Source organism: Caulobacter sp. 10L414 (assembly GCF_056395525.1).
This window is the reverse complement of the sequence record NZ_JBFTJR010000064.1, coordinates 15,568-38,181: the sequence shown is the minus strand read 5'-3', so window position 1 is coordinate 38,181 and position 22,614 is coordinate 15,568. Positions and strand designations below refer to the sequence as shown.

General features: G+C 70.8%; 22 protein-coding genes and 1 pseudogene. 14 read left to right on the top strand and 9 right to left on the bottom strand.

The window, feature by feature from the left end:
- From AC1DCG_RS20990 to AC1DCG_RS20980, 3 genes and pseudogenes are all read left to right on the top strand, one after another.
- Positions 1 to 246, top strand: a pseudogene (locus AC1DCG_RS20990) (alpha/beta hydrolase); the annotation flags it as partial.
- Between the two features lie 91 nt (positions 247 to 337).
- Positions 338 to 988 (top strand): response regulator transcription factor, encoded by a 651-nt coding sequence (locus AC1DCG_RS20985; protein ID WP_165256695.1) that lies wholly within the window; start codon positions 338 to 340, stop codon positions 986 to 988.
- Entirely contained in the window at positions 985 to 4,008 is a 3,024-nt protein-coding gene (locus tag AC1DCG_RS20980) for a sensor histidine kinase (protein ID WP_477027895.1), read from the top strand. The genes AC1DCG_RS20985 and AC1DCG_RS20980 overlap by 4 nt, the downstream gene beginning before the upstream one ends.
- Here the strand turns inward: AC1DCG_RS20980 and AC1DCG_RS20975 are convergent.
- Together AC1DCG_RS20975 and AC1DCG_RS20970 are read right to left on the bottom strand one after the other, a co-directional pair.
- Positions 4,005 to 4,940 carry an AEC family transporter gene (locus AC1DCG_RS20975; RefSeq protein ID WP_477027896.1) on the bottom strand — a complete coding sequence of 312 codons (936 nt, stop codon included), beginning with the start codon at positions 4,938 to 4,940 and terminating at the stop codon, positions 4,005 to 4,007. The two genes, AC1DCG_RS20980 and AC1DCG_RS20975, sit on opposite strands and share 4 nt — an antisense overlap.
- A gap of 93 nt (positions 4,941 to 5,033) precedes the next feature.
- Entirely contained in the window at positions 5,034 to 6,560 is a 1,527-nt protein-coding gene (locus AC1DCG_RS20970; protein WP_477027897.1) for an esterase-like activity of phytase family protein, read from the bottom strand.
- A gap of 99 nt (positions 6,561 to 6,659) precedes the next feature.
- Here AC1DCG_RS20970 and AC1DCG_RS20965 point away from each other — a divergent pair, with 99 nt between their 5' ends.
- Together AC1DCG_RS20965 and AC1DCG_RS20960 are read left to right on the top strand one after the other, a co-directional pair.
- On the top strand, positions 6,660 to 7,034 hold the full coding sequence (locus AC1DCG_RS20965; RefSeq protein ID WP_477027898.1) for a glyoxalase superfamily protein: 375 nt from the start codon (positions 6,660 to 6,662) through the stop codon (positions 7,032 to 7,034).
- Positions 7,035 to 7,117: 83 nt separating this feature from the next.
- On the top strand, positions 7,118 to 8,230 hold the full coding sequence (locus tag AC1DCG_RS20960; protein WP_477027899.1) for a serine hydrolase domain-containing protein: 1,113 nt from the start codon (positions 7,118 to 7,120) through the stop codon (positions 8,228 to 8,230).
- An 11-nt stretch (positions 8,231 to 8,241) separates the two neighbouring features.
- Here the strand turns inward: AC1DCG_RS20960 and AC1DCG_RS20955 are convergent, their stop codons facing one another.
- The 3 genes from AC1DCG_RS20955 to AC1DCG_RS20945 all read right to left on the bottom strand — a co-directional run bounded on the left by AC1DCG_RS20955 (position 8,242) and on the right by AC1DCG_RS20945 (position 9,584).
- The gene (locus AC1DCG_RS20955) at positions 8,242 to 8,679 is read right to left on the bottom strand and encodes a hypothetical protein (protein WP_477027900.1); all 438 of its coding nucleotides are present in this window, start codon (positions 8,677 to 8,679) and stop codon (positions 8,242 to 8,244) included.
- Complete coding sequence (locus tag AC1DCG_RS20950) at positions 8,669 to 8,887, bottom strand: hypothetical protein (protein ID WP_477027901.1); 219 nt, start codon at positions 8,885 to 8,887, stop codon at positions 8,669 to 8,671. The genes AC1DCG_RS20955 and AC1DCG_RS20950 overlap by 11 nt, the downstream gene beginning before the upstream one ends.
- Before the next feature lie 124 nt (positions 8,888 to 9,011).
- A complete protein-coding gene (locus AC1DCG_RS20945) occupies positions 9,012 to 9,584 on the bottom strand; it encodes a DUF2939 domain-containing protein (RefSeq protein WP_477027902.1) in 573 nt (190 codons plus the stop codon).
- Between the two features lie 183 nt (positions 9,585 to 9,767).
- On the opposite strand from AC1DCG_RS20945, the gene AC1DCG_RS20940 reads away from it, so the two are divergent.
- From AC1DCG_RS20940 to AC1DCG_RS20930, 3 genes are all read left to right on the top strand, one after another.
- Positions 9,768 to 11,183, top strand: a complete 1,416-nt coding sequence (locus AC1DCG_RS20940) for an amino acid permease (RefSeq protein WP_477041647.1) — start codon at positions 9,768 to 9,770, stop codon at positions 11,181 to 11,183.
- Between the two features lie 170 nt (positions 11,184 to 11,353).
- Entirely contained in the window at positions 11,354 to 11,710 is a 357-nt protein-coding gene (locus AC1DCG_RS20935) for a PilZ domain-containing protein (protein ID WP_165256677.1), read from the top strand.
- Positions 11,711 to 11,870: 160 nt separating this feature from the next.
- Positions 11,871 to 13,001 (top strand): patatin-like phospholipase family protein, encoded by a 1,131-nt coding sequence (locus tag AC1DCG_RS20930; RefSeq protein WP_477027904.1) that lies wholly within the window; start codon positions 11,871 to 11,873, stop codon positions 12,999 to 13,001.
- Between the two features lie 3 nt (positions 13,002 to 13,004).
- Here AC1DCG_RS20930 and arsH read toward each other — a convergent pair whose 3' ends face one another.
- Positions 13,005 to 13,733 (bottom strand): arsenical resistance protein ArsH, encoded by a 729-nt coding sequence (arsH, locus tag AC1DCG_RS20925; protein ID WP_477027905.1) that lies wholly within the window; start codon positions 13,731 to 13,733, stop codon positions 13,005 to 13,007.
- A 53-nt stretch (positions 13,734 to 13,786) separates the two neighbouring features.
- Between arsH and AC1DCG_RS20920 the strand changes: the two genes are divergently transcribed.
- The 3 genes from AC1DCG_RS20920 to arsC are packed head-to-tail and all read left to right on the top strand — an operon-like array spanning position 13,787 to position 15,236.
- Positions 13,787 to 14,155, top strand: a complete 369-nt coding sequence (locus AC1DCG_RS20920) for an ArsR/SmtB family transcription factor (RefSeq protein WP_477027906.1) — start codon at positions 13,787 to 13,789, stop codon at positions 14,153 to 14,155.
- A gap of 2 nt (positions 14,156 to 14,157) precedes the next feature.
- A complete protein-coding gene (locus AC1DCG_RS20915; protein WP_477027929.1) occupies positions 14,158 to 14,832 on the top strand; it encodes an aquaporin in 675 nt (224 codons plus the stop codon).
- Entirely contained in the window at positions 14,829 to 15,236 is a 408-nt protein-coding gene (gene arsC / locus AC1DCG_RS20910; RefSeq protein ID WP_477027907.1) for an arsenate reductase (glutaredoxin), read from the top strand. Before AC1DCG_RS20915 ends, arsC begins: the two co-directional genes overlap by 4 nt.
- Here the strand turns inward: arsC and AC1DCG_RS20905 are convergent.
- Together AC1DCG_RS20905 and AC1DCG_RS20900 are read right to left on the bottom strand one after the other, a co-directional pair.
- Positions 15,226 to 16,035: a hypothetical protein gene (locus tag AC1DCG_RS20905; RefSeq protein ID WP_477041646.1), complete on the bottom strand. Its 810-nt coding sequence runs from the start codon at positions 16,033 to 16,035 to the stop codon at positions 15,226 to 15,228. The two genes, arsC and AC1DCG_RS20905, sit on opposite strands and share 11 nt — an antisense overlap.
- A gap of 178 nt (positions 16,036 to 16,213) precedes the next feature.
- Positions 16,214 to 17,428, bottom strand: coding sequence for an NADP-dependent isocitrate dehydrogenase (locus tag AC1DCG_RS20900; protein WP_165256665.1), 1,215 nt, complete (start codon positions 17,426 to 17,428; stop codon positions 16,214 to 16,216).
- A 262-nt stretch (positions 17,429 to 17,690) separates the two neighbouring features.
- Between AC1DCG_RS20900 and AC1DCG_RS20895 the strand changes: the two genes are divergently transcribed.
- The gene (locus AC1DCG_RS20895; protein ID WP_477027930.1) at positions 17,691 to 20,180 is read left to right on the top strand and encodes an ATP-binding protein; all 2,490 of its coding nucleotides are present in this window, start codon (positions 17,691 to 17,693) and stop codon (positions 20,178 to 20,180) included.
- Positions 20,181 to 20,292: 112 nt separating this feature from the next.
- The gene (locus AC1DCG_RS20890; protein ID WP_165256663.1) at positions 20,293 to 20,613 is read left to right on the top strand and encodes a DMT family transporter; all 321 of its coding nucleotides are present in this window, start codon (positions 20,293 to 20,295) and stop codon (positions 20,611 to 20,613) included.
- Between the two features lie 62 nt (positions 20,614 to 20,675).
- On the opposite strand, the gene AC1DCG_RS20885 is transcribed toward AC1DCG_RS20890, so the two are convergent.
- Entirely contained in the window at positions 20,676 to 21,707 is a 1,032-nt protein-coding gene (locus tag AC1DCG_RS20885) for a serine hydrolase (RefSeq protein ID WP_477027909.1), read from the bottom strand.
- 88 nt (positions 21,708 to 21,795) lie between these two features.
- Here AC1DCG_RS20885 and AC1DCG_RS20880 point away from each other — a divergent pair, with 88 nt between their 5' ends.
- Positions 21,796 to 22,599 carry an RNA methyltransferase gene (locus AC1DCG_RS20880; protein ID WP_165256659.1) on the top strand — a complete coding sequence of 268 codons (804 nt, stop codon included), beginning with the start codon at positions 21,796 to 21,798 and terminating at the stop codon, positions 22,597 to 22,599.
- Positions 22,600 to 22,614: the final 15 nt, after the last annotated feature.

Genomic DNA, 22,614 nt, shown 5'->3' with positions numbered 1-22,614 from the left:
GCCCGGCGGCGCCCGCCGCTGCTGCTGATCGCCGGCGACGAGGACCGCATGGCGCCGCCCGCCGTGGTCGCGGCCGCGGCCCGCCATCAGCGCCGCGCGGCCTCGCGCACCGACCTGCAGTGCTTCTCGGGCCGCTCGCACTGGATGTGCAACGAGCCGGGCTGGGAGGACGTCGCCGACTTCGCCATCGACTGGGCGCTGGCCAACGGGCGGGCGGCCCTTTCGGGTCAAGCCCCGAAAGGGTAGTGGTGCGCCGCTTTCGTGTATGGTCGCGGTTCGCGGAACAGGCCAACTGTACGAGTCCCATGCGCAAGGACCAGTCCCTGGACGTCGCCGAATGAACCAGCACTCCGCCAGCACCGAGGCCGGCGACGACCGTATCCGCGTCCTGATCGCCGACGACCATCCCATGCTGCGCGAGGGGGTGATCGCCGTGCTAGAGACCCAGCCCGACATGGTGGTGGTCGGCGAGGCGGCCACCGGCGACGAGGCGATCGCCGGCTGGGAGCGGCTGCGTCCCGACATCACGCTGATGGACCTGCAGATGCCGGGCAACGGCGTGGTGGCCATCGAGACCATCCGCCGCTCGCATCCCGAGGCGCGGATCATCGTGCTGACCACCTTCACCGGCGACGCCCAGGCCTTGCACGCCCTGCGCGCCGGGGCGGCGGGCTATCTGCTGAAGAGCAGCCTGCGCCGCGACCTCCTGGACGCCATCCGCGGCGTCCACGCCGGCCGTCGCCACCTGCAGGCCGAGGTGGCCGAGCGCATCGCCATCCACGCCATCGACGAGTCGCTGAACGCCCGCGAGATCACCGTCCTGCAGCTGATCGCCAACGGCAATTCCAACAAGCACATCGCCCGCGAACTGAACCTGTCGGAAGACACCATCAAGTCGAACATCAAGAGCATCTTCGCCAAGCTCTACGTCAACGACCGGACCCACGCGGTGACCGTGGCCGCCAAGCGCGGCATCATCGACCTTTGAAGCGGGCTGGGGGGCTCCGGAACGGACTGGCGGGCGGGGCGCTCGCTCTGGCCCTGGCGGGAACGGCCGCCTGGGCCGCGCCCGCCCTCGAGCCCCTGGGCGAGTACAAACGCGTCAGCTGGTCGATCGAGGGCGGCGCGCCCAGCCGGGTCAACACCATCGGCCAGTCCAAGGACGGCTACCTCTGGATCGGCAGCGTCGATGGCCTGTTCCGCTTCGACGGGGTGGCCTTCGAGCCGATCCGCCGCGAGGGGCCAAAGCCCGGGCGCCTGAACGTCTCGCAGGTGCTGGGGGCGCGCTCGGGGGCGCTGTGGGTGGGCCTTGGCCGCAGCGGCGGCGTGGCGGTCTATCGCGACGGGCGGCTGATCGACGCCCGCATGCCCGACCCCTCGCGCGAGGTCACCAGCCTGGCCGAGGACCGCGAGGGCGGGATCTGGGTCGCGCGGGGCGGCCGCAAGCGCGCCACCCTGGCCCGCTGGCATGACGGCCGCTGGCGGGAGTTCGGCCCCGAGGCCGGCCTGCCCGAGCAGGAGGTCTGGCAGGTCTTCTTCGACCGGCAGGGCGTGCAGTGGCTGGTGCTGACCGACACGGTGCTGCGCCGCGCGCCGGGCGAGACCCGCTTTTCGCCGACCGGGGCCAAGGTCGCGCGCCGCGCCAGCCTGGCCGAGGATGCGCTGGGGCGCCTGTGGCTGTCGGATTCCACCAGCACGCGCCTGCTGCGCGGCGAGGCCCCGGCGGCCTCGTCGCTGACCAGGGCCTATCCGCGCCGCGACGAGGTGGGCGCCTCGCGCATCCTGTTCGACCGCAAGGGCGACCTGTGGGGCGCGACCTGGACCGACGGGGTGGTCCACATCTCGGCGCCCGGGGTGGCGGCCAAGCAGGCCGACGCCCTGCGCATCCAGTCCTACAAGGCCGTGCACGGCCTGACCTCGGACCAGACCCACGCCGTGTTCGAGGATCGCGAGGGCAACATCTGGTTCGGCACGGAGCTGGGCCTGGACATGCTGCGGCCCGCCGCCGTGACGGTCGAGCAGGCCATTCCGCCCAACTCCGCGCGCGGCTACCGGATGACCTCCACGCCCGACGGCGCGGTGTGGATCGCCGACGCCCACACGCTCTACGCCATCGCGCCGGGCCGCGCGCCCAAGCCGGTGCTGCGGACCGACTGGTCGGCCGGCTCGCTGTGCGCGGGGGCGGGCGACGCCGTCTGGGTGACCCTGCGCGACACCGTGCTGCGCGTGCGCGGCGGCAAGGTCGAGACCTATCCGAAGCCGGCCGAGGCCAGCGCCTACGGCTGCGCCGAGGACGAGGACGGCCGCCTGTGGATGGCCGCGCTGGACAAGGGGCTCTACTGGCGCGAGGGCGGAACGTGGAACCGCTGGCAGGGCGGCTCGTCGGGGTCCGGCATCGCCTCGAACGCGGCGCTGCAGCCCGACGGCCGGGCCGCGATCCTGTTCCGCAATGCGCCCTCGCCGGGCGCCCGCCCGCCGTTCGAGCCGATCCACAAGGCGCGCTTCCCGATCGGCGAGATCGAGGGGCTGCTGCCGGGGCGCGAGGCGCTGTATCTCAGCGGCGGCCAGGGCTTCGCGCGGCTGCGGGGCGGCGCGGTGGCCAGCCTGGACGCCGAGCGCTATCCGTGGCTCGCCTCGGTCAACGGCCTGGTCCAGACGCCGGCCGGCGACACCTGGACGATCGGCGACGCCGGCGTGGTGCGCATGCGCTCGGCAGACCTCGACCGCGCGCTGGACGCGCCGGGCGCGCCCCTGGCGCGGCGGGTCTTCGACTTCCGCGACGGCCTCAACAGCTTCGTGCAGAAGTCGCCGGGGCAGCAGATCGCCGCCGGCGGCGACGGCCGCATCTGGATCCTCACCCGGCGCAACGTGGTGGTGGTCGATCCCGCCCGCCTGACCGTCAACACCCTGCCGCCGCCCGTGGCCATCCGCTCGGTCAGCATCGGCGACCAGCGCTTTCGCGATCCCAGCGCGCTGCGCCTGCCGGCCGGCACGCGCGGCCTGCGCATCCACTACACCGCCCTCAGCTTTCCGGCCCCCGACCGCGTGCGGTTCCGCTATCGGCTGGAGGGCGTCGACAGCGACTGGGTCGACGCCGGCGACCGGCGCGAGGTCATCTATGACGACCTGCATCCGGGGACTTTCCAGTTCCGTGTCAAGGCGGCCAACAGCGACGGGGTCTGGAACGAGCAGGGTGCGACCCTGACCGTCGAGATCCCGCCGACCCTGGTGGAGACCTGGTGGTTCCGCGCCGCCGGCGTGCTGGCCGTGGCGCTGGCGCTGTGGGGCGTCTACGCGCTGCGGCTGCGGCGGGTCTCGGCCCAGATCAAGGACCGGCTGGAGCAGCGGGCCGCCGAGCGCGAGCGCATCGCCCGCGAACTGCACGACACCCTGCTGCAGAGCGTGCAGGGCCTGATCATGCGGTTCCAGTCGGTTGCCTACCAGATCCCCGACGACCTGCCGGCCAGGGACGTCATCAACCAGGCGCTGGACCGCGCCGACCAGATGCTGGTCGAGGGCCGCGACCGCGTGCGCGACCTGCGCGGGACCGAGGTGCGGCGGCTGGACATCGTGCTGCGCGAACTGACGGCCGAGCAGCCGTTCGAGACCGGCGTGAAGGTCGAGCTGGTGACCGAGGGGACGCCTCGCCCGGTGCAGGCCCTGGTGCAGGAAGAGATCGTCMGAATCGCCGGCGAGGCCCTGTTCAACGCCGCCCGCCACGCCAAGGCCGGCCAGGTGCTGGTCAAGGTCGCCTACGGCGTGCGCCAGCTGCAGGTGACCATCCGCGACGACGGCGTGGGCATCGGCGCCAACCGCATGGCCTGGGCCAGCCGCGAGGGCCACTACGGCCTGATCGGCATGCACGAGCGGGCCGGCAAGATGGGCGCCCAGCTGGCCATCGAGAGCGCGTCCGGCAAGGGCACGACCATCGCGCTCAGCGTCGCCGGCTCCATCGCCTATCCGACCCAGCCGTGGTTCGCGCGGCTGGGCAGGAAGAAGCTGGCCTAGGTCTTGAGCCACACCGCCACGGCCGACAGCGTGAGGCAGGCGATGGCGGTGGTCAGGGCCACGGTGCGGGCGCCGCCGCGGGCGAAGACGCCGTAAGCGCGAGTCTGGATGAAGACGTTGACCGCCGTCGGGGTCGCGGCCAGCAAGGTGGCGGCCAGGTGGAAGGTGGCCGGCGCGGGCGTCAGCCCGACCACGAACCAGACCAGGACCGGCAGGACCAGCAGCTTGGCGACGGCGGCGAGCGCGACCGGGCTCCAGCGCGGCGGGGCGGCGTCGGCCTCGGCGGGCAGGCCCAGGACGACGCCCAGGGCCACCAGCGCCACGGGGCTGCCCGAAGCGGCGGCCGCGCCGACCGCGCGGTCGAGCACGCCGGGCAATTGCAGGCCGAGCAGGGCCAGGGCCGTGCCGAACAGGGCCGCGGCGACGATGGGATTGCGGAAGGCCTGCATCGTCGAGCGCCAGACCGAACGGCCGCCGGCCCATCCCAGCAGGGCGACGCCGAGAGCCGTCGCCAGCACGAAGTCGATGGCCACCATCCCCGCGCCGACGCGGGCGACCTCGGGCCCGAACACCGCGGCGGCGACGGGCAGGCCCAGGAAGGCGCTGTTGCCGACGCCTGCGGCCATGGCTGCGCCCGCCCGCTCGCCCCGGTTCCAGCGCAAGACCAGGCCCACGCCCGCCATCAGGGCCATGATCGCCGCCAGGCAGGCGGCGTAGGCGGCCAGGCCCAGCGTCAGGTCGTGGTCCGGCCGGCCCATGCGGGACAGCGAGTGCACCAGCAGGGCCGGAAAGCCGATCCAGTAGACATAGGCCGACAGGCCCTGGGCCATGCGGCCGTCCAGCAGTCGCAGCCGGGCCAGGGTCACGCCCGCGCCGACCAGAAGGAAGAAGGGCAGGGCGCGCGCCAGCACCTCCAGCGTCAGGGCGATCATGCCGAACGCGCCCGGAACGGCGAAGGAGGGATCATGGACTGGAGCCTCGGCGGAAAACGCGGGTCGCTGGATAGCATCGCCCCCGCGCCGGGGTCAAAAGCGACGCTGTGCGGCCAGGGCGGCGGGCAGGGTCAGGCGATAGACCAGCACCAGGCTGTCGTTGTCGGCGGCGGGCGCGCCCTCGGGCGTTCTTGGCGCGGCGTCGAAGGCCAGGTCGCCGACCTTGCCTCGGGCGGTCTGGAAGTCGTTGTCGCTGCCGACCAGCAGGAAGACGTCGCCCGGCGCGGCGGGATCGAGGGCCGGGACAAGGGCCAGGGATTCGAGCTTCTCGGGCAGGGTGGCGGCGTTGGGGGCGGCGTTGTCGAGGTTCAGGCCGACCCGCGCCAGGCCGGCCGGATCGATCAGGTTGATCAGCTGGGCCTGGCGGGCCGGGATCACGCCTTGGCGAAGCACGCCGCCGGGCGCGATCGCCGCGCCCTCGGCGTCGCCGGCCTGGCCGACCAGGTTGGTGGCGCCCGTCGTGTCGACCAGCAGCACCGAGCGGTAGACGGTCGGCTTGGCCGAGCCCGAGCCCAGGCCCGCGCCGTCGCGGGCCAGCACCAGGAACTGGTGGTCCGACAGGGCCAGGAGCTCGGACTGGGCGGCCACCTTGTCGGGCTCGCCGCCGTCGCCCTTGGTTCTCAGGACCGGCAGTTCCAGCGCGTACTCGGCGATCGGGGCGGCGGGGGCCGGGTCCTTGTCTATGTCGTAGACGAAGAGGCGGGTCACGGCGCGGGCGGCGTCGCCCTCGCCGGAATCCTGCAGGGCGGCGCTCTGCAGCAGCGCGAACAGGCGCTTGCCGTCGGGCGAGACGGCCACGCCCTCCAGGCCCTGGTTCGGTCGCCGGCCGAGCGAAGGCTTGATCTCGCTGGAGAAGGCCGGACGGCCGTCCTTGCGCGGGGTGACCGCCGCGACCGGGGCGATCACGCCCTTCAGGGCCCCGGCGGCGTCGAACCGGTAGATGTTGGCCGCGTACTCGTCGCCGACGTAGAAGCTTCCGTCCGGCAGGCGGGCCAGGGCCTCGCCGTCGAGGCTGATGCGGAAGCCCCCCGGGCCGGTCAGGGCGCTGGGGCAGGCGGCGTGGCCGCAGAACACCACGCCATCGCCCGGATCCATGCCGGTGAAGGCGTGGCCCTTGTCATCCTTCAGCAGGAAGCCGCCGGTCGGGGTCAGGGTCAGTTGCTCGGCCCGCGCCGGGGCGCCGGCGCCGAGCGGCCGGAAGGTCAGGTCGAAGGCATGGACCCGGTTGTCATAGGGCGTGGTGCCGGCCACCGTGCCGACGCCGTTGGGGCCGCGATCGGGCAGGGTCAGCACCTTGCCGGCATAGGCGCCGTCGGCGGCGCGCGTCCATTCGGTGACCGCCATGCCAGAGAACGAGCCCAGGGTGTCGCCCTGGAAATCGGTGGTGGCGGCCGCCAGCCGCCCCGCGCCGACCAGGCCGTGATTGACGAAGGTCTCGCCGCCCAGGGTCACCGTCGTGGGGAGCGCCGTGTCGGGCGTGCGATAGACCGCCGGCGCGCCGACGGCGGGCGCGGCGAGCGCCAGAGCCAGCAGCGAAGCGGCGAAAGCTGATGATTTCATGGCCAGGCCCCCCAAGGCGATGGCCGGTGCCTAGCAGCCGCGATTGACGGTTCGGTGACAGCGTTGCGGAAGCGGCCAGAAGGGCGTCAGGATGCGGTCATGAGCGATCCCGTCCAGTTCCTGCGCGCCGTGCCGATCCTGCGCAGCTTCGACGAGGCCAAGGCGCGGGAATTCTATCTCGGCTTCCTGGGGTTCGCGGTCCGGTTCGAGCACCGCTTCGAGCCGGGCATGCCGCTGTACATGGGGATCGAGCGGGCCGGGCTCGTCCTGCACCTGTCCGAGCATCACGGCGACGCCGCGCCGGGCTCGACCGTCTATGTGCCGATGACGGGCGTGCGCGGCTACCAGGCCGAACTGATCGGCAAGAACTACGGCTATGGCCGGCCGGGCGTCGAAGAGCAGCCGTGGGGCGACGTGCTGCAGGTGCACGATCCGTTCGGCAACCGCATCCGCTTTTGCGAGGAGCGCGGCTAGACGCTTATTTACATAACTTTAAGTTGCGGCCGGCCCGAGCTTGCGGTTGAAGTGACGCTCCATCGCCAGTGAGGGTCGTTTCCATGCTGCATCGTCGTCGCCTGCTCACGCTCGCCGCCGTCGCCGGGAGCGCGCCGTCGATGGCGCTGGCCCGCCAGGTCTCGGACCAGCCTTCGGGGCCGGTCGATCCGGCGGCGATCCTGGCCGAGACGGGCGCGCCGGGCCTGGCCGGACTGGTCAGCGACGCCGACAGGATGATCCTGCAGGCCGTGGGCGGGGTGCGCCGTGCGGGCTCGACCGACCTGGTCGAGCGCTCGGATCCCTGGCACATCGGCTCCAACACCAAGGCCATGACGGCGGCGCTTTACGCCCGGCTGGTCGAGGCCGGCAAGGCCAGGTGGGGCGCGAGCCTGGCCTCGCTGTTTCCCGGCGTGAAGCTGGACCCGGCGTGGAAGGACACCACGATCGAGCGCCTGATGAGTCACGTGTCGGGCCTCAGCGACAAGCCGGTGATGGCCGGCGGCTGGCTGCCGCGGGCTCATGCCGACAAGCGGCCCGTCGCCGTCCAGCGGGCCGAACTGGCCTCAGAGCTCCTGTCGGCGCCGCCCAACGGCGCGCCCGGCAAGTACGAGTACGCCAATCTCAACTACGTGCTGGTGGGCGCGGCGATCGAGGCAATCACCAAGACGTCCTGGGAGCAGGCGATCGAGGCAGAGCTCTTCAAGCCGCTGGGGATCACCTCGGCCGGGTTCGGGGCGCCGAAGGGGGCGGCTCCCTGGGGCCACCTGCCGGCGCCGGGCGGCGGGCTGACGTCGGTGGATCCGGCCGGCCCGTCCGACAATCCGCCGGCCATGGGCCCCGCGGGCACGGTGCACATGACCCTGGCCGACCATGCCCGCTTCGCGCGGCTGTTCCTGAAGGACAACGCGATCCTCAGCGCCGACAGCATCAAGCGCCTGACCACGCCGGAGGGCGATGCGATCTACGCCCTGGGCTGGCTGGTGATCCCGACGCGCCCGTGGAGCCGCGGGCCGGTCCTGGTGCACGAGGGGTCCAACACCATGTGGCACGAGGTGGTGATGATCGCGCCGGGCCGCGGGGCGGCGATCATCGCGGCCTGCAACGCGGGACCCGAGGCCTCGAAGGGCGCGGCCACCAGGCTGCTGCACCAGTTCCAGGCCGCGTACGTGGCCTGAGGCGGGGGCGGTCAGGAGATCTTGTCGCGATTGCCGCTTCGGCGCGCCATGCCCGACAGCAGTCCTCGGATGACAAGACCCGAGATGTGGATCGCCACAATGGTTGCGAGGCTCGTCCCGGCCTTGGGTGGTTCGGGTTCGATCGTGGCTTCCAAGGGGGACGGATCTGGTTGCACCGCCGCCTCGGTTGCGGGGGGCTGATTTTCCTGACCGCCTTCAGCCGGAGCCGGAGCCGGAGCCGGAGCCGGAGCCGGAGCCGGAGCTGGGGCTGGAGATTGAGTTCCGGCGGGAGCGGGCGGTGGTTTGGATCCGCTTGGATCGGGTTTGAGCTCACTCAAAGCGCGGTCGATCCGCTCGATCTCGCCCTTGACCACGAAGGCCAGCAGGAGGGGAACCAAGACGAGCAGGCCCAGGAAGACGTTAAATCCGATCGCGCCGCTATTTAGCATAGTCGGCATCCACCAAAATCCAGATCAGTACACCGGCGCAGATCGCTAGAACGATCCAGCTGGTGAAGTGAACGCCCTCGTTCTTGAGGATCGGCACGATGACCGTGCTGAGGATGGCGCTGCAGGAGAAGGTCTTGATGTAGTCCATGACCATCTGAAGGACCTTCTTCAGATGCTTCTGCTGGGCCCGCAGCTGCTTGGCGCTCATCACTGGCGCCATGCTGGAAAGACTGTTCGACGCCACCATCCCCTCCGCGTCTGCATTCGCGACCGGGACGATGCCTTAAAATTGTAATTTATGCATCATTATCGGATTGATTGTCGTTCGCCGCCTACCGCTCGTCGGCCGGCAGGCGGATGTGCACCAGCTTCCAGGTGAACAGTTCGCGGCGCTGGAAGGTGAAGATGGTCGCCTTGGCCTTGTCGCCTGGGCGGCGCACGGCGATGCGCACGCGGTTGGGGTCCCAGTAGGCGATGGTCGGGTAGGGGCCGCGCACCACGGCCTGCATCCGGCCCAGCACCGTCTCGGGACGGGCGGCCGGCGGCGGGGCCGCGCCGGGGGCGTAGCCGCGGGTCAGGGCCGACAGCCCCTGGACGGTCAGATAGCGGTCGACCTTCGGCTCGGGCGGGGCGATCGGTTCGATGGCGCGCTTGAAGACGCCCATCGGATTGGTCCACAGCGACGGCGCCTCGGGCTTGGCGGCGGGCGCTTCGTCGTCGAGCTGGCCGGTCAGGCTGCGGCGCACGACCGGAAAGTCGACCAGTTCGCCCATCGCCTGCACGTCTTCGTACTGGGCCGCGGCCTTCAGGGCGCGGAAGGCGAACCAGGGCGCTGTGGCGAAGGCGGCGGCGAAGATGAAGATCGCCAGGACCAGCAGGTCCCAGATCCGCTTCTGCAAAGTCATTGCGCCCCCGCACGGTTAACGCCGCCTAGAATGGGCATTCATGCCCCCACTGCAAGGGCGTTCGCGCGGGAAGGGTTCCGCACGTGGAATCCGCTTTCCCCGGAGGCTTCGCCGCTTTATGGGGTCGCCGCTTACGGCGCGGCCCTAAGCCTTCGCCGCCCCTGAGGAATTCCCGGAGCGCCCATGGCCGGCTCGCGCATCGCCGATCTCTTCCGCTGCAAGCCCGTCGGGGCGATCGCGGCCGAGGGCGACGACAATCCCAACGAGCTGCCGCACGACCTGGAGCGCTCGATCGGCCTGTTCCAGCTGACCATGCTGGGCGTGGGCGCCACCATCGGCACCGGCATCTTCGTGGCCCTGACCGGCGCGGTGCCGGCGGCGGGGCCGGCTGTGATCGTCTCGTTCGTGCTGGCCGGGATCACCGCGGCGCTGACGGCCCTGTGCTACGCCGAGTTCGCCTCGACCCTGCCGGTCTCGGGCTCGTCCTACTCCTACGCCTACGCCACGCTGGGCGAGTTCGTGGCCTTCATCGTCGGGGCCTGCCTGCTGCTGGAGTACGCCGTCTCGGCCTCGGCCATCGCCGTGGGCTGGGGGCAGTACCTCAACGAGCTGTTCGTCGACCTGTTCGGCTGGCGCCTGCCCGACGCCCTGGCCAAGCCGCCGGGGGCGGGCGGGGTGTTCAACCTGCCGGCCGTGGTGCTGGTGGGCTCGTGCATGCTGCTGCTGCTGCGCGGGGCCAAGGAGTCGACCACGGTCAACGCCATCCTGGTGGTGGCCAAGCTGCTGGTGCTGCTGTTCTTCGTCGTCATCGCCTTCAGCGGCTTTCAGGCCGGCAACTTCAAGCCGTTCGCGCMGATGGGGCTGGCCGGGGTCTGGGCGGCGACCTCGTCGATCTTCTTCTCGTACATCGGCATCGACGCGGTCTCGACCGCCGGCGACGAGGTCAAGAACCCGCGCCGCAACCTGCCGCTGGGCGTGGTGCTGAGCCTGCTGATCGTCACCGCCGTCTACATCCTGGTGGCCGTGGCCGCCGTCGGCGCCCAGCCCTGGACGGCCTTCGCCGGCCAGGAGGCGGGTCTGGCGGTGATCCTGCGCAACCTGACCGGCGCGGGCTGGACCTCGCTGGTGCTGTGCCTGGGCGCGATCATCTCGATCTTCAGCGTCACGCTGGTCGTCATGTACGGCCAGACGCGGATCCTGTTCGCCATGAGCCGCGACGGCCTGCTGCCGCGGATCTTCCAGAAGACCGACCCGCGCACCCGCGTGCCGACCTGGAACACCGCCATCGTCGCGGCCTTCATCGCCTTCCTGGCCGCCTTCGTGCCGCTGAACGTGCTGATGAACCTGACCAGCATGGGCACGCTGATCGCCTTCGCCATCGTCTCGGCCGGGGTGATCGTCCTGCGCCGCACGCGGCCGGACCTGCCGCGCGGCTACAAGGTTCCGCTGTATCCGGTGCTGCCGATCGCCAGCGTGGCCTTCTGCGGCTACCTGATCCTGGGCCTGCCCTGGGACACCTTCGCCCTGTTCGGCGTGTGGGTGGCGGCCGCCTGCCTGATCTACTTCGGCTATTCGCGGAAGCACTCCAAGCTGGCCTGAGGCGACAGGAACGGCCCATTCTGGGTCAGGATTGAACACCGGGCCGCCTTCCTGGGGACGGAAGGGCCTCGCGCCTTGCCCCGTCTTCGCGACGCCCCCTAGGGTCCGCGGCGACGGTTCGCGCACGATTGCGCGGTCGTTTGGCCCGAGTCGGGTTTAGGATCGCCGCGATGAGCCAGATCGAAGTCCTGGGAATGGAAAAGCGCGCCTACCGTCGCTACCCCGCCTCTCGCAAGGCCTACCTGGTGGTGGGCGGCGAGCCCCTGCGCTGCCGGCTGATCGACATCGCCAAGGGCGGGGCGCGCATCGCCGCGCCGGAGTTCGCCGTTCCGCCCGATCTTCTGCACCTGGTCGACCCGGCCCGCCGCATGGTGCACCTGACCCGCATGGTCTGGCAGGGCGACGGCCAGATGGGCCTGCAGTTCATCGACTCGCGCGCCTTCACCGAGCCGCTGGGCGGCGCCGAGGGCGCGGGCAAGGTGGTCGAGATGGTCGGCCCCTGGCCGAAGCAAACCCAAGGAAACTAGAAGTTTTTCGCGTTCCGTAGCGGCAAGCTGAGCCAACCGGAATCGAAGTCGCGCGTTGCTGGGTCTGTCGGATTTCGACAGACGCCAAGGTGAGCGCGTGACCTCGATCCTTCGTGCGGCGGCCCTGAGCGCCGCCTTGTTGCTGGCAGGCTGTGGAACGATGGCCAGGCCGCCCGAAGGGGTGGTCCGGGTGGCGCCCGGCGCGGTGATCCCGACGGCCGATCCGCGCATCGTCGCCAGCGACGCCGCCCCCGTGCGCCAGCTCGAACGCCAGATCATGGGCGAGCAGGGCCAGGGGCCGACCGCGATCCTCGCCCTGTCCGGGGGCGGGGCCAACGGGGCCTATGGCGCGGGCGTGCTGGTGGGGTGGACCCAGAGCGGCCGGCGGCCAGACTTCCGCATCGTCACGGGGGTGAGCACCGGCGCCCTGGCCGCGCCGTTCGCCTTCCTCGGCCCGTCCTGGGACCCGCAACTGGCCGCCGCCTATTCCGACGGCGGGGCCAAGGACATCCTGGCCTGGCGGCAACTGGCGACCTTCGCCTCGCCCAGCCTCTACAGCAGCTCGGCCCTGCGCAAGCTGGTCGACAAGGCCGTGACGCCGCAACTGCTGGCGGCCATCGCCGCCGAGCACGACAAGGGCCGGCGACTGCTGGTGGCGACCACCAACCTCGACAGCGAGGAGACGGTGATCTGGGACATGGGCCTGATCGCCAGGCAGGGCGGGGAGCAGGGCCTGAAACTGTTCAAGGATGTGCTGACCGCCTCGGCCAGCATTCCCGGCGTCTTTCCCCCGGTGCTGATCGCCGGCCGCGCCAAGGACGGCCGGATCATCCAGGAGATGCACGTCGACGGCGGGGTCAACACGCCGTTCCTGGCCGTGCCGGAAAGCCTGGTCCTGTGGAGCCGTCCCGCCGGCGCCGTGAACGGCGGCTCGATCTACGTGCTGGTCAACGGCCAGCTGGGCCGGCGCGACGCGGTCACCGCCGGCAAGCTGACGGCGATCCTCAAGCGCAGCTACGACAGCGGCAGCAAGGCCTCGACCCGCGCCCACCTGGCCGCCAACGCCGCCTTCGCCCAGCGCAACGGCCTGGCCTTCCGCGTCGCCGCGGTGCCCGACGAGGCCGAGGCCAACAGCCTGGACTTCAGCGACGCCGCCATGCGCCGGCTGTTCGAACTGGGCCGGGAGCAGGGGCGCTCGGGCAAGGCCTGGGGCGACTGGAAACCCGCCGAGGCCGAGAAGGCCGCCGCGACGGGACTGATCGTCATCGACGCCCCGCCGGCGCGGCGCTAGCCGTCAGGCCGTCTCGTGGCGCATGGCCTCGGCGGCCAGCGCCGCATGCTCGGCGATCCGCCCGCCGGCCCTGCGCTCGCTGTAGCGATCGACGAGGTAGTCGGCGCGGTCGCGGGTCAGCAGGGTGAACTTGACCAGTTCCTCCATCACGTCGACGACCCGGTCGTAGTAGCCGGACGGCTTCATGCGGTCGTTCTCGTCGAACTCCCTGTAGGCCATGGCCACCGACGACTGGTTGGGAATGGTGATCATCCGCATCCAGCGGCCCAGCAGGCGCAGGGTGTTGACCGCGTTGAACGACTGCGAGCCGCCGCTGACCTGCATGACCGCCAGGGTCTTGCCCTGGGTGGGGCGCACGCTGCCGATCTCCAGCGGGATCCAGTCGATCTGCGACTTGATCACGCCCGTGATCGCGCCGTGCCGCTCGGGACTGCACCAGACCTGGCCCTCCGACCACTCCGACAGGGCGCGCAGTTCTTTGACCTTGGGATGGTCGGGTCCTTCGGCGTCGGGCAGCGGCAGTCCGCGCGGGTCGAAGATGCGGGTCTCGCAGCCCAGGGCCTGGAGAATGCGCGCGGCCTCCTCGACCAGCAGCCGGCTGAACGAGCGATCGCGCAGCGATCCGTACAGCAGCAGGATGCGCGGCGGATGCGACGCCCGCTCGGACGGCTCCAGGCGGGCCTGGTCGATCCTGGCCAGGAAGGGGGCGTCCAGGGCGGGGAACTGGGTCACGGGCGTCTCCGGAAGTGGATTGCAAAGACTCATATTTCGAGAATAATGGAAATATGGAATCGAAGTCCGCTGTCAACATGCTCTCGGCGCTCGGTCACGAGGGGCGCCTGGCGATCTTTCGCCTGCTGGTGAAGGCCGGTCCGCAGGGCGTCGCCGCGGGCGATGTGGCGCGGGCGCTGGATGTGCTGCCCAACAGCCTGTCTGCCAATCTCAGCATCCTGGCCCATGCCGGCCTCGTCACATCGCGGCGGGAGGGGCGCTCGATCATCTATTCGGCCGACTACGGCGCGATGAGCGGGCTCCTGGGCTTCCTGATGGAAGACTGCTGCGACGGCGCGCCGGAGATCTGCTCGCCGCTGAACGCGGTGCTGGCGCGCGTCGAGGCCTGCGGGCCGGCGTGCGCGCCCAGGTCGCCGGCCTGACCATGGGCCCCTTCGACCTGCGCCGCCGTCTCGTCGCCGAGGGGCTGGGGTCGGCCCTGCTGCTGGCGGTGGTGGTCGGCTCGGGGATCATGGGCGAGCGGCTGGCGGGCGGGAACCTCGCCCTGGCCCTGTTGGCCAACACCCTGGCCACGGGCGCGGCCCTGGTGGTGCTGATCGGCGTGTTCGGCCCGATCTCCGGCGCGCACTTCAACCCGGTCGTGACCCTAGTGGCGGCGTCACAGCGCCGGCTGCCGTGGCTGGACGCGGCGCTCTATCCGGTGGCGCAGGTCGCGGGCGCCGTGCTGGGCGTCTGGATCGCGCACGCCATGTTCGGCGAGGCGCTGCTGCAGGTCTCGACCAAGGCGCGGGTCGGCCTGGATCAGGCGCTTTCGGAACTGGTGGCGACGTTCGGTCTGCTGGCGACCGTGCTGGGAACCACCCGGTTCGAGCCCAGGAGCACGCCGGTGGCCGTCGGCCTCTACATCACCGCCGCCTACTGGTTCACCGCGTCGACCGCGTTCGCCAATCCCGCCGTGACGCTGGCCCGGACCATGACCGACACCTTCGCCGGCATCGCGCCCGTCGGTGCGCCGGCGTTCATCCTGGCCCAGATCGTCGGCGCGCTGCTTGCGGCGGCGGTGTTCGGGTGGCTGCTGAAACCGGAGCCTGCGTCATGAACGACTTTCCGATCACCATCTTCCACAACCCCGCCTGCGGAACCTCGCGCAACGTCGTGGCCATGGTCGAAGCAGCGGGCTACGCGCCCCGGGTCGTCGAGTATCTGGCCGTCGGCTGGACGCGGGAGCAGCTTGTCGACCTGTCCGCGCGCGCCGGCCTGTCGCTGCGTGATCTCATCCGCGAGAAGGGAACGCCGGCGCAGTCGCTGGGCCTGCTGGCCGCCGACGTGTCCGACGCGCGCATCCTCGAGGCCATGATCGCCCATCCGATCCTGGTCAACCGGCCCATCGTGGTCACGCCCATAGGCGTGGCGCTGTGCCGGCCCTCCGAAGCCGTGCTCGACTTGCTGGAGCGGCGTCCGTCCAGCTTCACCAAGGAGGACGGCGAGGTCGTCATCCCCTAGAGGGCGGCCGCGTTCCCGGGGCGAACAGCAGGTCCGACCAGCGCCAGGAGGCGTCGCCCAGGGCAAGGCGCGGGGCGCCGGGGCCGTCGGCGAGGCTGACGACGACCAGGCCGCGCATCTGGTCGGCGCGGCAGGCGGCCGGCGCGAAACCGACCTCCATGATGATCGCCTCGCGAACGCCCGCCAGTCCCCGGCCGACCTGACCGGGGCTTTGCAGCCACTTGCCGTTCCAGACCAGCACCGCCTTGCCCGAGGCGGCGGCTTCGCCGTGGGCCGAAGCCAGGGCGGTGCGGACGCGAGGGTTGCGCCGCAGGGCCGCCTGCAGCCGCCGGACCATGTCGCAGCTGGCGCCGTCGCCCGAACCGTTCCCCGATCCCGTGCCGACCGTGGTGGCGCCGGCGAGCTCGGCCTCGCCCAGCTCGGCGGCCATCATCGTGGTGTCGGCGGGCGTGGCGGGCACGGGCTCGACCTCGGGCGGGCGCACGGCCGGGCGGGCGGTGCGCTTGGGCGGCTTGGGATCAGGCTTGGGCGGGGCGGGCGAGGGCGGCCGGGCCGGCTTGGACTCGGGCCTGGGCTCCGGCGCGGGCGGCTTGGGTTCCGGCGGCGGGGGAGGCGGGGGCGGCGGCTCGACGAGGTCGACCGCGAACGGTTCGGGTTCGGGCGGGCGCGGCTCGCCCTGGGCCAGCATCACCGCCGCCAGCACGGCCACGTGCGCCCCGACGCTGAACAGGCCGGCCGCCAGCTTCGTCGCGCGCGAGGTGCGGCGGCGTTGCGGCGGGTCGATCAGCGGTCGTGGCATCGGGCGTCCGTCACGGGCGCCGAGGCTGCGGCGCGTCGTCCAGGATGCGAGGGCGGCGCGTCAGCATCGTGGCGCGCGGCGCCTCAATGCTGACGCGCCGCTTAACGTCTTCAATGTTCCAAAGAAAAAGGCCCTCCCGCGAGGGAGGGCCTTCGTCCTTACCGGAAGTCCAGGCTGCTTAGGCAGCCATGGCCTTCTGCAGGTTCTCGTCGATCTTGTCGAGGAAGCCTTCGGTGGTCAGCCAGCCTTGCTTGTCGCCGACGAGCAGGGCCAGGTCCTTGGTCATGAAGCCGCTTTCGACGGTGTCGATGCAGACCTTTTCCAGGGTGGCGGCGAACTTGGCCAGTTCGGCGTTGTCGTCGAGCTTGGCGCGGTGGGCCAGGCCACGGGTCCAGGCGAAGATCGAGGCGATCGAGTTGGTCGAGGTCGACTCGCCCTTCTGGTGCTGGCGGTAGTGACGGGTCACCGTGCCGTGGGCGGCTTCGGCTTCCACGGTCTTGCCGTCCGGCGTCATCAGCACCGAGGTCATCAGGCCCAGCGAGCCGAAGCCTTGAGCCACGATGTCCGACTGCACGTCGCCGTCGTAGTTCTTGCAGGCCCAGACGTAGCCGCCCGACCACTTCAGCGCCGAGGCGACCATGTCGTCGATCAGGCGGTGTTCGTAGTGGATGCCCAGAGCCTTGAACTGCTCGGCGTAGTGCTCGTCGTAGACTTCCTGGAACAGGTCCTTGAAGCGGCCGTCATAGGCCTTGAGGATCGTGTTCTTGGTCGACAGGTAGACCGGGTACTTGCGGTTCAGGCCGTAGGCGAACGAGGCGTGGGCGAACTCGCGGATCGAGTCGTCGAGGTTGTACATGGCCATGGCCACGCCGGCGCCCGGAGCCTTGTAGACTTCGTGCTCGATGACTTCGCCGTCTTCGCCGACGAACTTGATCGACAGGGTGCCCTTGCCCGGCATCTTGAAGTCGGTGGCGCGGTACTGGTCGCCGAAGGCGTGACGGCCGACGATGATCGGCTGGGTCCAGCCCGGCACCAGGCGCGGCACGTTCTGGCAGATGATCGGCTCACGGAAGATCACGCCGCCCAGGATGTTGCGGATCGTGCCGTTCGGCGACTTCCACATCTTCTTGAGATTGAACTCGGTCACGCGGGCTTCGTCCGGCGTGATGGTGGCGCACTTCACGGCCACGCCGTGCTTCTTGGTGGCCTCGGCCGCGTCGATCGTCACCTGGTCGTTGGTGGCGTCGCGGTTCTCGACCGACAGGTCGTAGTAGTCCAGTTCCAGGTCCAGATACGGGAAGATCAGCTTATCCTTGATGAGCTTCCAGATGATCCGGGTCATTTCGTCGCCGTCCATGTCGACGACGGGATTGGCGACTTTGATCTTGGCCATTGCGGGGTCTTCCTCTCGCGGTGGCGCGCTCTGACGCTCGGCGCACAGGGCCGGAACGTGGCGCGGACGGCGAGCCCTATAGACTGTTGCGGCCGCTGGGGAAAGGCTGCGTGGTGCGGCGGAGAGGGTCCGAGCGCGGCATTCCACCGCAGGCGACATGGACCGCGCCGCGCCCTAATGGGTTGTGGCTGTGCTGGACGCCTCGCGAGGGGGCGTGGAGTGGGGAGCGGGCTTGAACACCTTGTGGCGCCATACGGACGTGATGTCGCCCCTGGCCCGTCGCCTGCTGGCCGTCGCCACGCTGCTGTCGATCGCGGTGACGGGCCTCGTGACGGCCGTGACCTTCTACTTCGTGCAGCAGAGCGCCGCCGAGACGCAGATGCGGCACCTGGCCGAATATGTCGGCGAACGGGTCAAGACCGAGGATCGGCTGTTCTCCGACCTGGTCAAGGTGCACGACGCCGCCAGCCTGGCCCTGATGCGCCGCCTGCGCGAGATCGAGCCCGACATCGACGGCCAGTTCGACCTGCTGTTCCCCGAACACGGCGACGGCACCCGCCGCACCGCCCCGCGCCTCTATGACGGCGGCCGCACCGGCAACCACTATGTCTACGGCATCGGCGGTTTCGTGCCGCAGGCCCGGGAACTGACCCGCGAGGACAAGGCCCTGATGGTGGCGGCCATGGAGGTGGTCGCCAACGCCGGCGAGACCGAGATCGGCCACTACGACAACTTCTACTTCTTCACGCCGCAGACCCGGCTGGTGATGTTCGGTCCCAAGCGCAAGGACCGGCTGCTCTACTATCGCCAGGACGCGCCGCCGAGCCTGGACATCGCCAAGGAGGAGATGACCCAGCTCACCCTGCCGGCCAACAATCCGCAGCGGGTGATGAAGTGCACCAAGCTGCGCAAGCTGATCTCCAATCCCAGCGGGCGCGGGCTGAACGCGGCCTGCGTCACCCCGTTCGACATCGGCGAGCGGCATGTCGGGGCCTGGGGCACCAGCCTTTCGCTCGACTCGTTCCTGCTGCGGGCCGTGGGCGACGCCCTGCCGGGCGGGCAGAACATGATCGTCTCGTCGGACGGCGAGCTGATCGCCGCGCCGGGCCTGGCCGCCGACGGCGTGGTCGACGCCGCCCAGCTGGCCCGCGTGCAGTCGCGCGAGCGGGTGGCCGACCTCGTCGCCCAGATCCGCGAGCACGGCGGCGACGTCGGGGCCCTGCGCGACCGCAGCGGCGACCGCGTCGTGGCCTACGGCCGGATGAAGGAGCCCGACTGGTACTTCCTGATGACCTTCCGTTCGGACCAGATCGTCTGGAACGCGGTGAAGACCGCGTCCTGGGTGCTGCTGTTCGGCGTGGTGGGGGTGATCGCCCAGCTCGTGCTGCTCTATCGCCTGATGGCCCGCGAGGTGGTCGCGCCCCTGCGCGGCCTGGCCGAGGCCCACCGCGACGACGACGGCGCGACCGCGGCCCGCATCGAGGCCCGCGGCGACGAGATCGGCGCCCTGGCCCGGGCCTTGCGCAAGCAGCGCGAGGTGCACGAGGACCTGCTGCGCTCGCTCGAGGTGCGGGTCGCCGAGCGCACGCGCGAGCTGGAGAAGGCCAACCAGGCCAAGTCGGTGTTCCTGGCCAACATGAGCCACGAACTGCGCACGCCGCTGAACGGGGTGATCGCCGTCGGCGACCGCCTGGCCGAAGAGAGCGACCCGGCCCGCCGGCGCGAGCTGGCCGCCCTGGTCGCCTCGTCTGGCCGCCTGCTGGAGCAGGTGCTGGGCGACATCCTCGACGTCTCCAAGATCGAGGCCGGCGAGTTCCAGCTGACCTTCGCGCCCTTCGACCTGGAAAGCCTGGTCGGCGGCATGGCCGAACTGCATCGGGCCTCGGCCGAGGCCAAGGGGCTGGCCTTCTCGTGGTCGGTCGCGCCGGACGCCGTCGGCCGCTACGACGGCGATGCGGGCCGCATCAGCCAGATCCTGTCGAACCTGCTGGGCAACGCGGTCAAGTTCACCAGCGTCGGCGGCGTCGACCTGTCGGTCGAGAAGGTGGGCGAGGTGATCCGCTTCAGCATCAGCGACACCGGCGTCGGCTTCGACGACGCGGTGCGCGAGCGATTGTTCAAGCGCTTCGTCCAGGCCGACCAGTCGATTACGCGGCAGTTCGGCGGCACGGGGCTGGGCTTGTCGATCTGCGCGGCCCTGGCCGAGATGATGGGCGGGGCGATCGACGCGCGGGCCGTGGTCGGGCGCGGGGCGACCTTCATCGTCGACCTGCCGCTGCAGCCGTCGACCGAAAGCCTCGACCACGACCACGAGGACGACGAGGGGCCGGTCTCGCTGGAGGGGCTGCGGGTGCTGGTGGCCGAGGACCATCCGGGCAACCGCAAGGTGGTCGAGATCGTGCTGGAGCCGTTCGGCGTCGACCTGACCATGGTCGAGGACGGCGAGGCGGCGCTGCGGGCGCTGCAGGCCCAGCCGTTCGACGCGGTGCTGATGGACATGCAGATGCCGGTGATGGACGGCCTGACCGCCACCCGGGAGCTGCGCGCCCGCGAGGCGGCGGCCGACGCCGACCCGATCCTGGTGATCATGCTGACCGCCAACGCCATGGACGAGCATGTCGCCGCCGCCCACGCCGCGGGGGCCGACCTGCACGTGGCCAAGCCGCTCAATCCGGGCCTGCTGGTCCAGGCCCTGGCCTCCGTGCGGCATCGGGCCGCCCTGCGCGAGGCGTCGTCCAGGCTTGAAGGCTGAGGCGTTAGCGACTATCTCCCCGGCCACAACCGAGCGAGGCCACGTCCTCCACCGTCGTTTCAGGCGGGTTTAAGTCCGGGACGGCCCGGCGTTCTTGCAAGGGGACGCCGTCATGGCTTGGATATTCCTCATCATCGCTGGCCTGCTGGAAGTGGTCTGGGCCTTTTTCATGAAGGCCTCGGAAGGCTTCACGAAGCCCTGGCCCAGCATCGCCACGCTCATCTTCATGTTCGCCAGCTTCGGCCTGCTGTCGCTGTCGATGAAGTCGCTGCCGCTGGGCACGGCCTACACCATCTGGACCGGCATCGGCGCGGTCGGCGCCTTCGTGGTCGGCGTCGCGGTGCTGGGCGAACAGCTCAGCGTCACGCGCGTGGTCGCCGCCGTGCTGATCGTCAGCGGCCTCGTGCTGATGAAGCTGTCGTCGTCGCACTGACCTGTTTGCCCGTCATTCCCGCTGCAGGGCGGGAATGACGACAGGTAATTTGGGCGAGGTTCTTACCGCCCCGCCTTCTCGGCCGCCTGCAGCACCAGGCGCATGACCTCCAGCACCAGGTCGTCGCGGTCGGCCTCCTCCAGCGGAGAGGCCTTGAGGAAGATCGCCAGCGCGAAGCGCCGGCCGTCCTTCAGGCGCACCATGGCCAGGGTGTTGTCGGCCGCCGCCAGGCCAAGATCCCACGGCGTGGCCGAGGTCACGGCGGCCAGGCGCGCGCCGGCGGGCAGGGCGGGCCGCAGGCGGTCTCCGGCCGCGGCCTCCATCATCCGCAGCAGCCGGCGGCGGTCCTCCTGGCTGGTCAGTTCGCCCTGGTTCAGGGCTTCGAGAAAGCGCACGGCGGCCAGGGGCGTCGTCTGGTCCCGGGTGTCGGCGAGGTAGTCTCGCCAGGCCGATCGCCGCGTCGCCTCGGGCGTGGCCAGCACGGCCTTGCGCCAGGCCTGGCCGCGCCAGTCGGCCCTGAACGAGGCCGTACCCGTCTGCTCGGGCAGCAGCTGTCGGGCGTAGCGGTCGACCCGCAGGTTCTCGACCTTCTTGAGGTCCAGCCAGGCGGTGACCGCGCCAGGACCGCCGATCCGCCTCATCAGCACGTCGGCGGCGGTGTTGTCGCCGCCGGCGACGGCCTGTTTCAGCAGCTCCTCCACCGTCCAGCGCCGCCGGCCCGGCCAGGCGTCGGCGACGCCGCTGGGCGGGGGCGACAGGTCGACGTCCTCGACGGTGATCGTCTCGCGCAGCGACAGGGCCTTGGCTTCGACCTCGGCCAGCACCGCGGCGCCCAGCGGCGCGGTCCAGGTCCCGGCCAGCGGAAAGAGCTGTTCGCCGGCCACGGCCGCGCGCTGGGCGGTGGTCAGGTCCTGCACCGCCACCCCCAGGTCGCCGGGGCGGGCGCGTTCAGCGATGGCGGCCAGCTTGTGGCTCATCGCCTCGTGGTCGAAGGTCGGATCCTCCTGGCCGGCCAGCGGCGGTTCGCGGCAGGCGGCCAGGGCCGCCGGCAGAACGGGCGCGGCGAGGGCGGCGAGCAGGGCGCGGCGATGCATGGGGCCTCCAAGCGTGAGCGGAGGCTAAACGCGCCAGACGACGGTTCGGACTTGCGTCAAAGTATGGCTGGACGGCAAAGGGACGCCCATGACCGCCGAAACGAACTCCGAAATCGTCCGCACGCCCCCCTGCGTGATCCTCAACGCCCCGCAACTGGCCGAAAACATCGGCTCGGTCGCCCGGGTCATGGCCAATTTCGGCCTCTACGAACTGCGGCTGGTCAATCCGCGCGACGGCTGGCCCCAGGAGCGGGCCTGGGCCAGCGCCTCGGGCGCCAGCTGGCCGCTGGACGACGCCAAGGTGTTCGACACCCTGGCCGAGGCGATCGCCGACCTGCACCTGGTCTACGCCACCACGGCCCGGCCGCGCGAAACCCGCCTGCCGGTCTACACCCCGCGCGAATCCGCCGGCCACCTGGCGCAGGAGGTCGAGCAGGGCCGCAAGGTGGGCCTGCTGTTCGGCGGCGAGCGCGCAGGGCTGGAGACCGACGACATCGCGCTGTGCCAGGCCATCGTCTCGATCCCGATCGACGAGCGCTTCCGCTCGCTCAACCTGGCCCAGGCCGTGTCGATCAACGCCTACGAATGGAAGATGACGGTCGACGATCGTCCCTGGAAGAAGTTCGAGCTGAACGTCGAGGGACCGGCCGACCAGGCGGCGATGATGGGCCTTTACGAGCACCTCGAGAACGAGCTCGACAAGGCCGGCTTCTATCACCCGCCCGAGAAGAAGCCGTCGATGGTGCGCAACCTGCGTGTGCCGCTGGCCCGCGCCCGCCTGACCGACCAGGAAGTTCGCACCTTCCGCGGGGTGATCACGGCGCTGTCGAAGGGGCGTGGCCGGGTGCTGGCCAAGCTGGCGCAGAAGGCCGCGGACAAGGGCGAGGACTGAACGCGGCGGCCGGGT

Coding starts and splice junctions, on each gene's coding strand:
- AC1DCG_RS20985 (WP_165256695.1), top strand. CDS start 338: ATGAACCAGCACTCCGCCAGCACCGAGGCCGGCGACGACCGTATCCGC.
- AC1DCG_RS20975 (WP_477027896.1), bottom strand. CDS start 4,940: ATGATCGCCCTGACGCTGGAGGTGCTGGCGCGCGCCCTGCCCTTCTTC.
- AC1DCG_RS20970 (WP_477027897.1), bottom strand. CDS start 6,560: ATGAAATCATCAGCTTTCGCCGCTTCGCTGCTGGCTCTGGCGCTCGCC.
- AC1DCG_RS20965 (WP_477027898.1), top strand. CDS start 6,660: ATGAGCGATCCCGTCCAGTTCCTGCGCGCCGTGCCGATCCTGCGCAGC.
- AC1DCG_RS20960 (WP_477027899.1), top strand. CDS start 7,118: ATGCTGCATCGTCGTCGCCTGCTCACGCTCGCCGCCGTCGCCGGGAGC.
- AC1DCG_RS20955 (WP_477027900.1), bottom strand. CDS start 8,679: ATGCTAAATAGCGGCGCGATCGGATTTAACGTCTTCCTGGGCCTGCTC.
- AC1DCG_RS20950 (WP_477027901.1), bottom strand. CDS start 8,887: ATGAGCGCCAAGCAGCTGCGGGCCCAGCAGAAGCATCTGAAGAAGGTC.
- AC1DCG_RS20945 (WP_477027902.1), bottom strand. CDS start 9,584: ATGACTTTGCAGAAGCGGATCTGGGACCTGCTGGTCCTGGCGATCTTC.
- AC1DCG_RS20935 (WP_165256677.1), top strand. CDS start 11,354: ATGAGCCAGATCGAAGTCCTGGGAATGGAAAAGCGCGCCTACCGTCGC.
- AC1DCG_RS20930 (WP_477027904.1), top strand. CDS start 11,871: ATGGCCAGGCCGCCCGAAGGGGTGGTCCGGGTGGCGCCCGGCGCGGTG.
- AC1DCG_RS20920 (WP_477027906.1), top strand. CDS start 13,787: ATGGAATCGAAGTCCGCTGTCAACATGCTCTCGGCGCTCGGTCACGAG.
- AC1DCG_RS20915 (WP_477027929.1), top strand. CDS start 14,158: ATGGGCCCCTTCGACCTGCGCCGCCGTCTCGTCGCCGAGGGGCTGGGG.
- arsC (WP_477027907.1), top strand. CDS start 14,829: ATGAACGACTTTCCGATCACCATCTTCCACAACCCCGCCTGCGGAACC.
- AC1DCG_RS20905 (WP_477041646.1), bottom strand. CDS start 16,035: ATGCCACGACCGCTGATCGACCCGCCGCAACGCCGCCGCACCTCGCGC.
- AC1DCG_RS20900 (WP_165256665.1), bottom strand. CDS start 17,428: ATGGCCAAGATCAAAGTCGCCAATCCCGTCGTCGACATGGACGGCGAC.
- AC1DCG_RS20895 (WP_477027930.1), top strand. CDS start 17,691: ATGTCGCCCCTGGCCCGTCGCCTGCTGGCCGTCGCCACGCTGCTGTCG.
- AC1DCG_RS20890 (WP_165256663.1), top strand. CDS start 20,293: ATGGCTTGGATATTCCTCATCATCGCTGGCCTGCTGGAAGTGGTCTGG.
- AC1DCG_RS20885 (WP_477027909.1), bottom strand. CDS start 21,707: ATGCATCGCCGCGCCCTGCTCGCCGCCCTCGCCGCGCCCGTTCTGCCG.
- AC1DCG_RS20880 (WP_165256659.1), top strand. CDS start 21,796: ATGACCGCCGAAACGAACTCCGAAATCGTCCGCACGCCCCCCTGCGTG.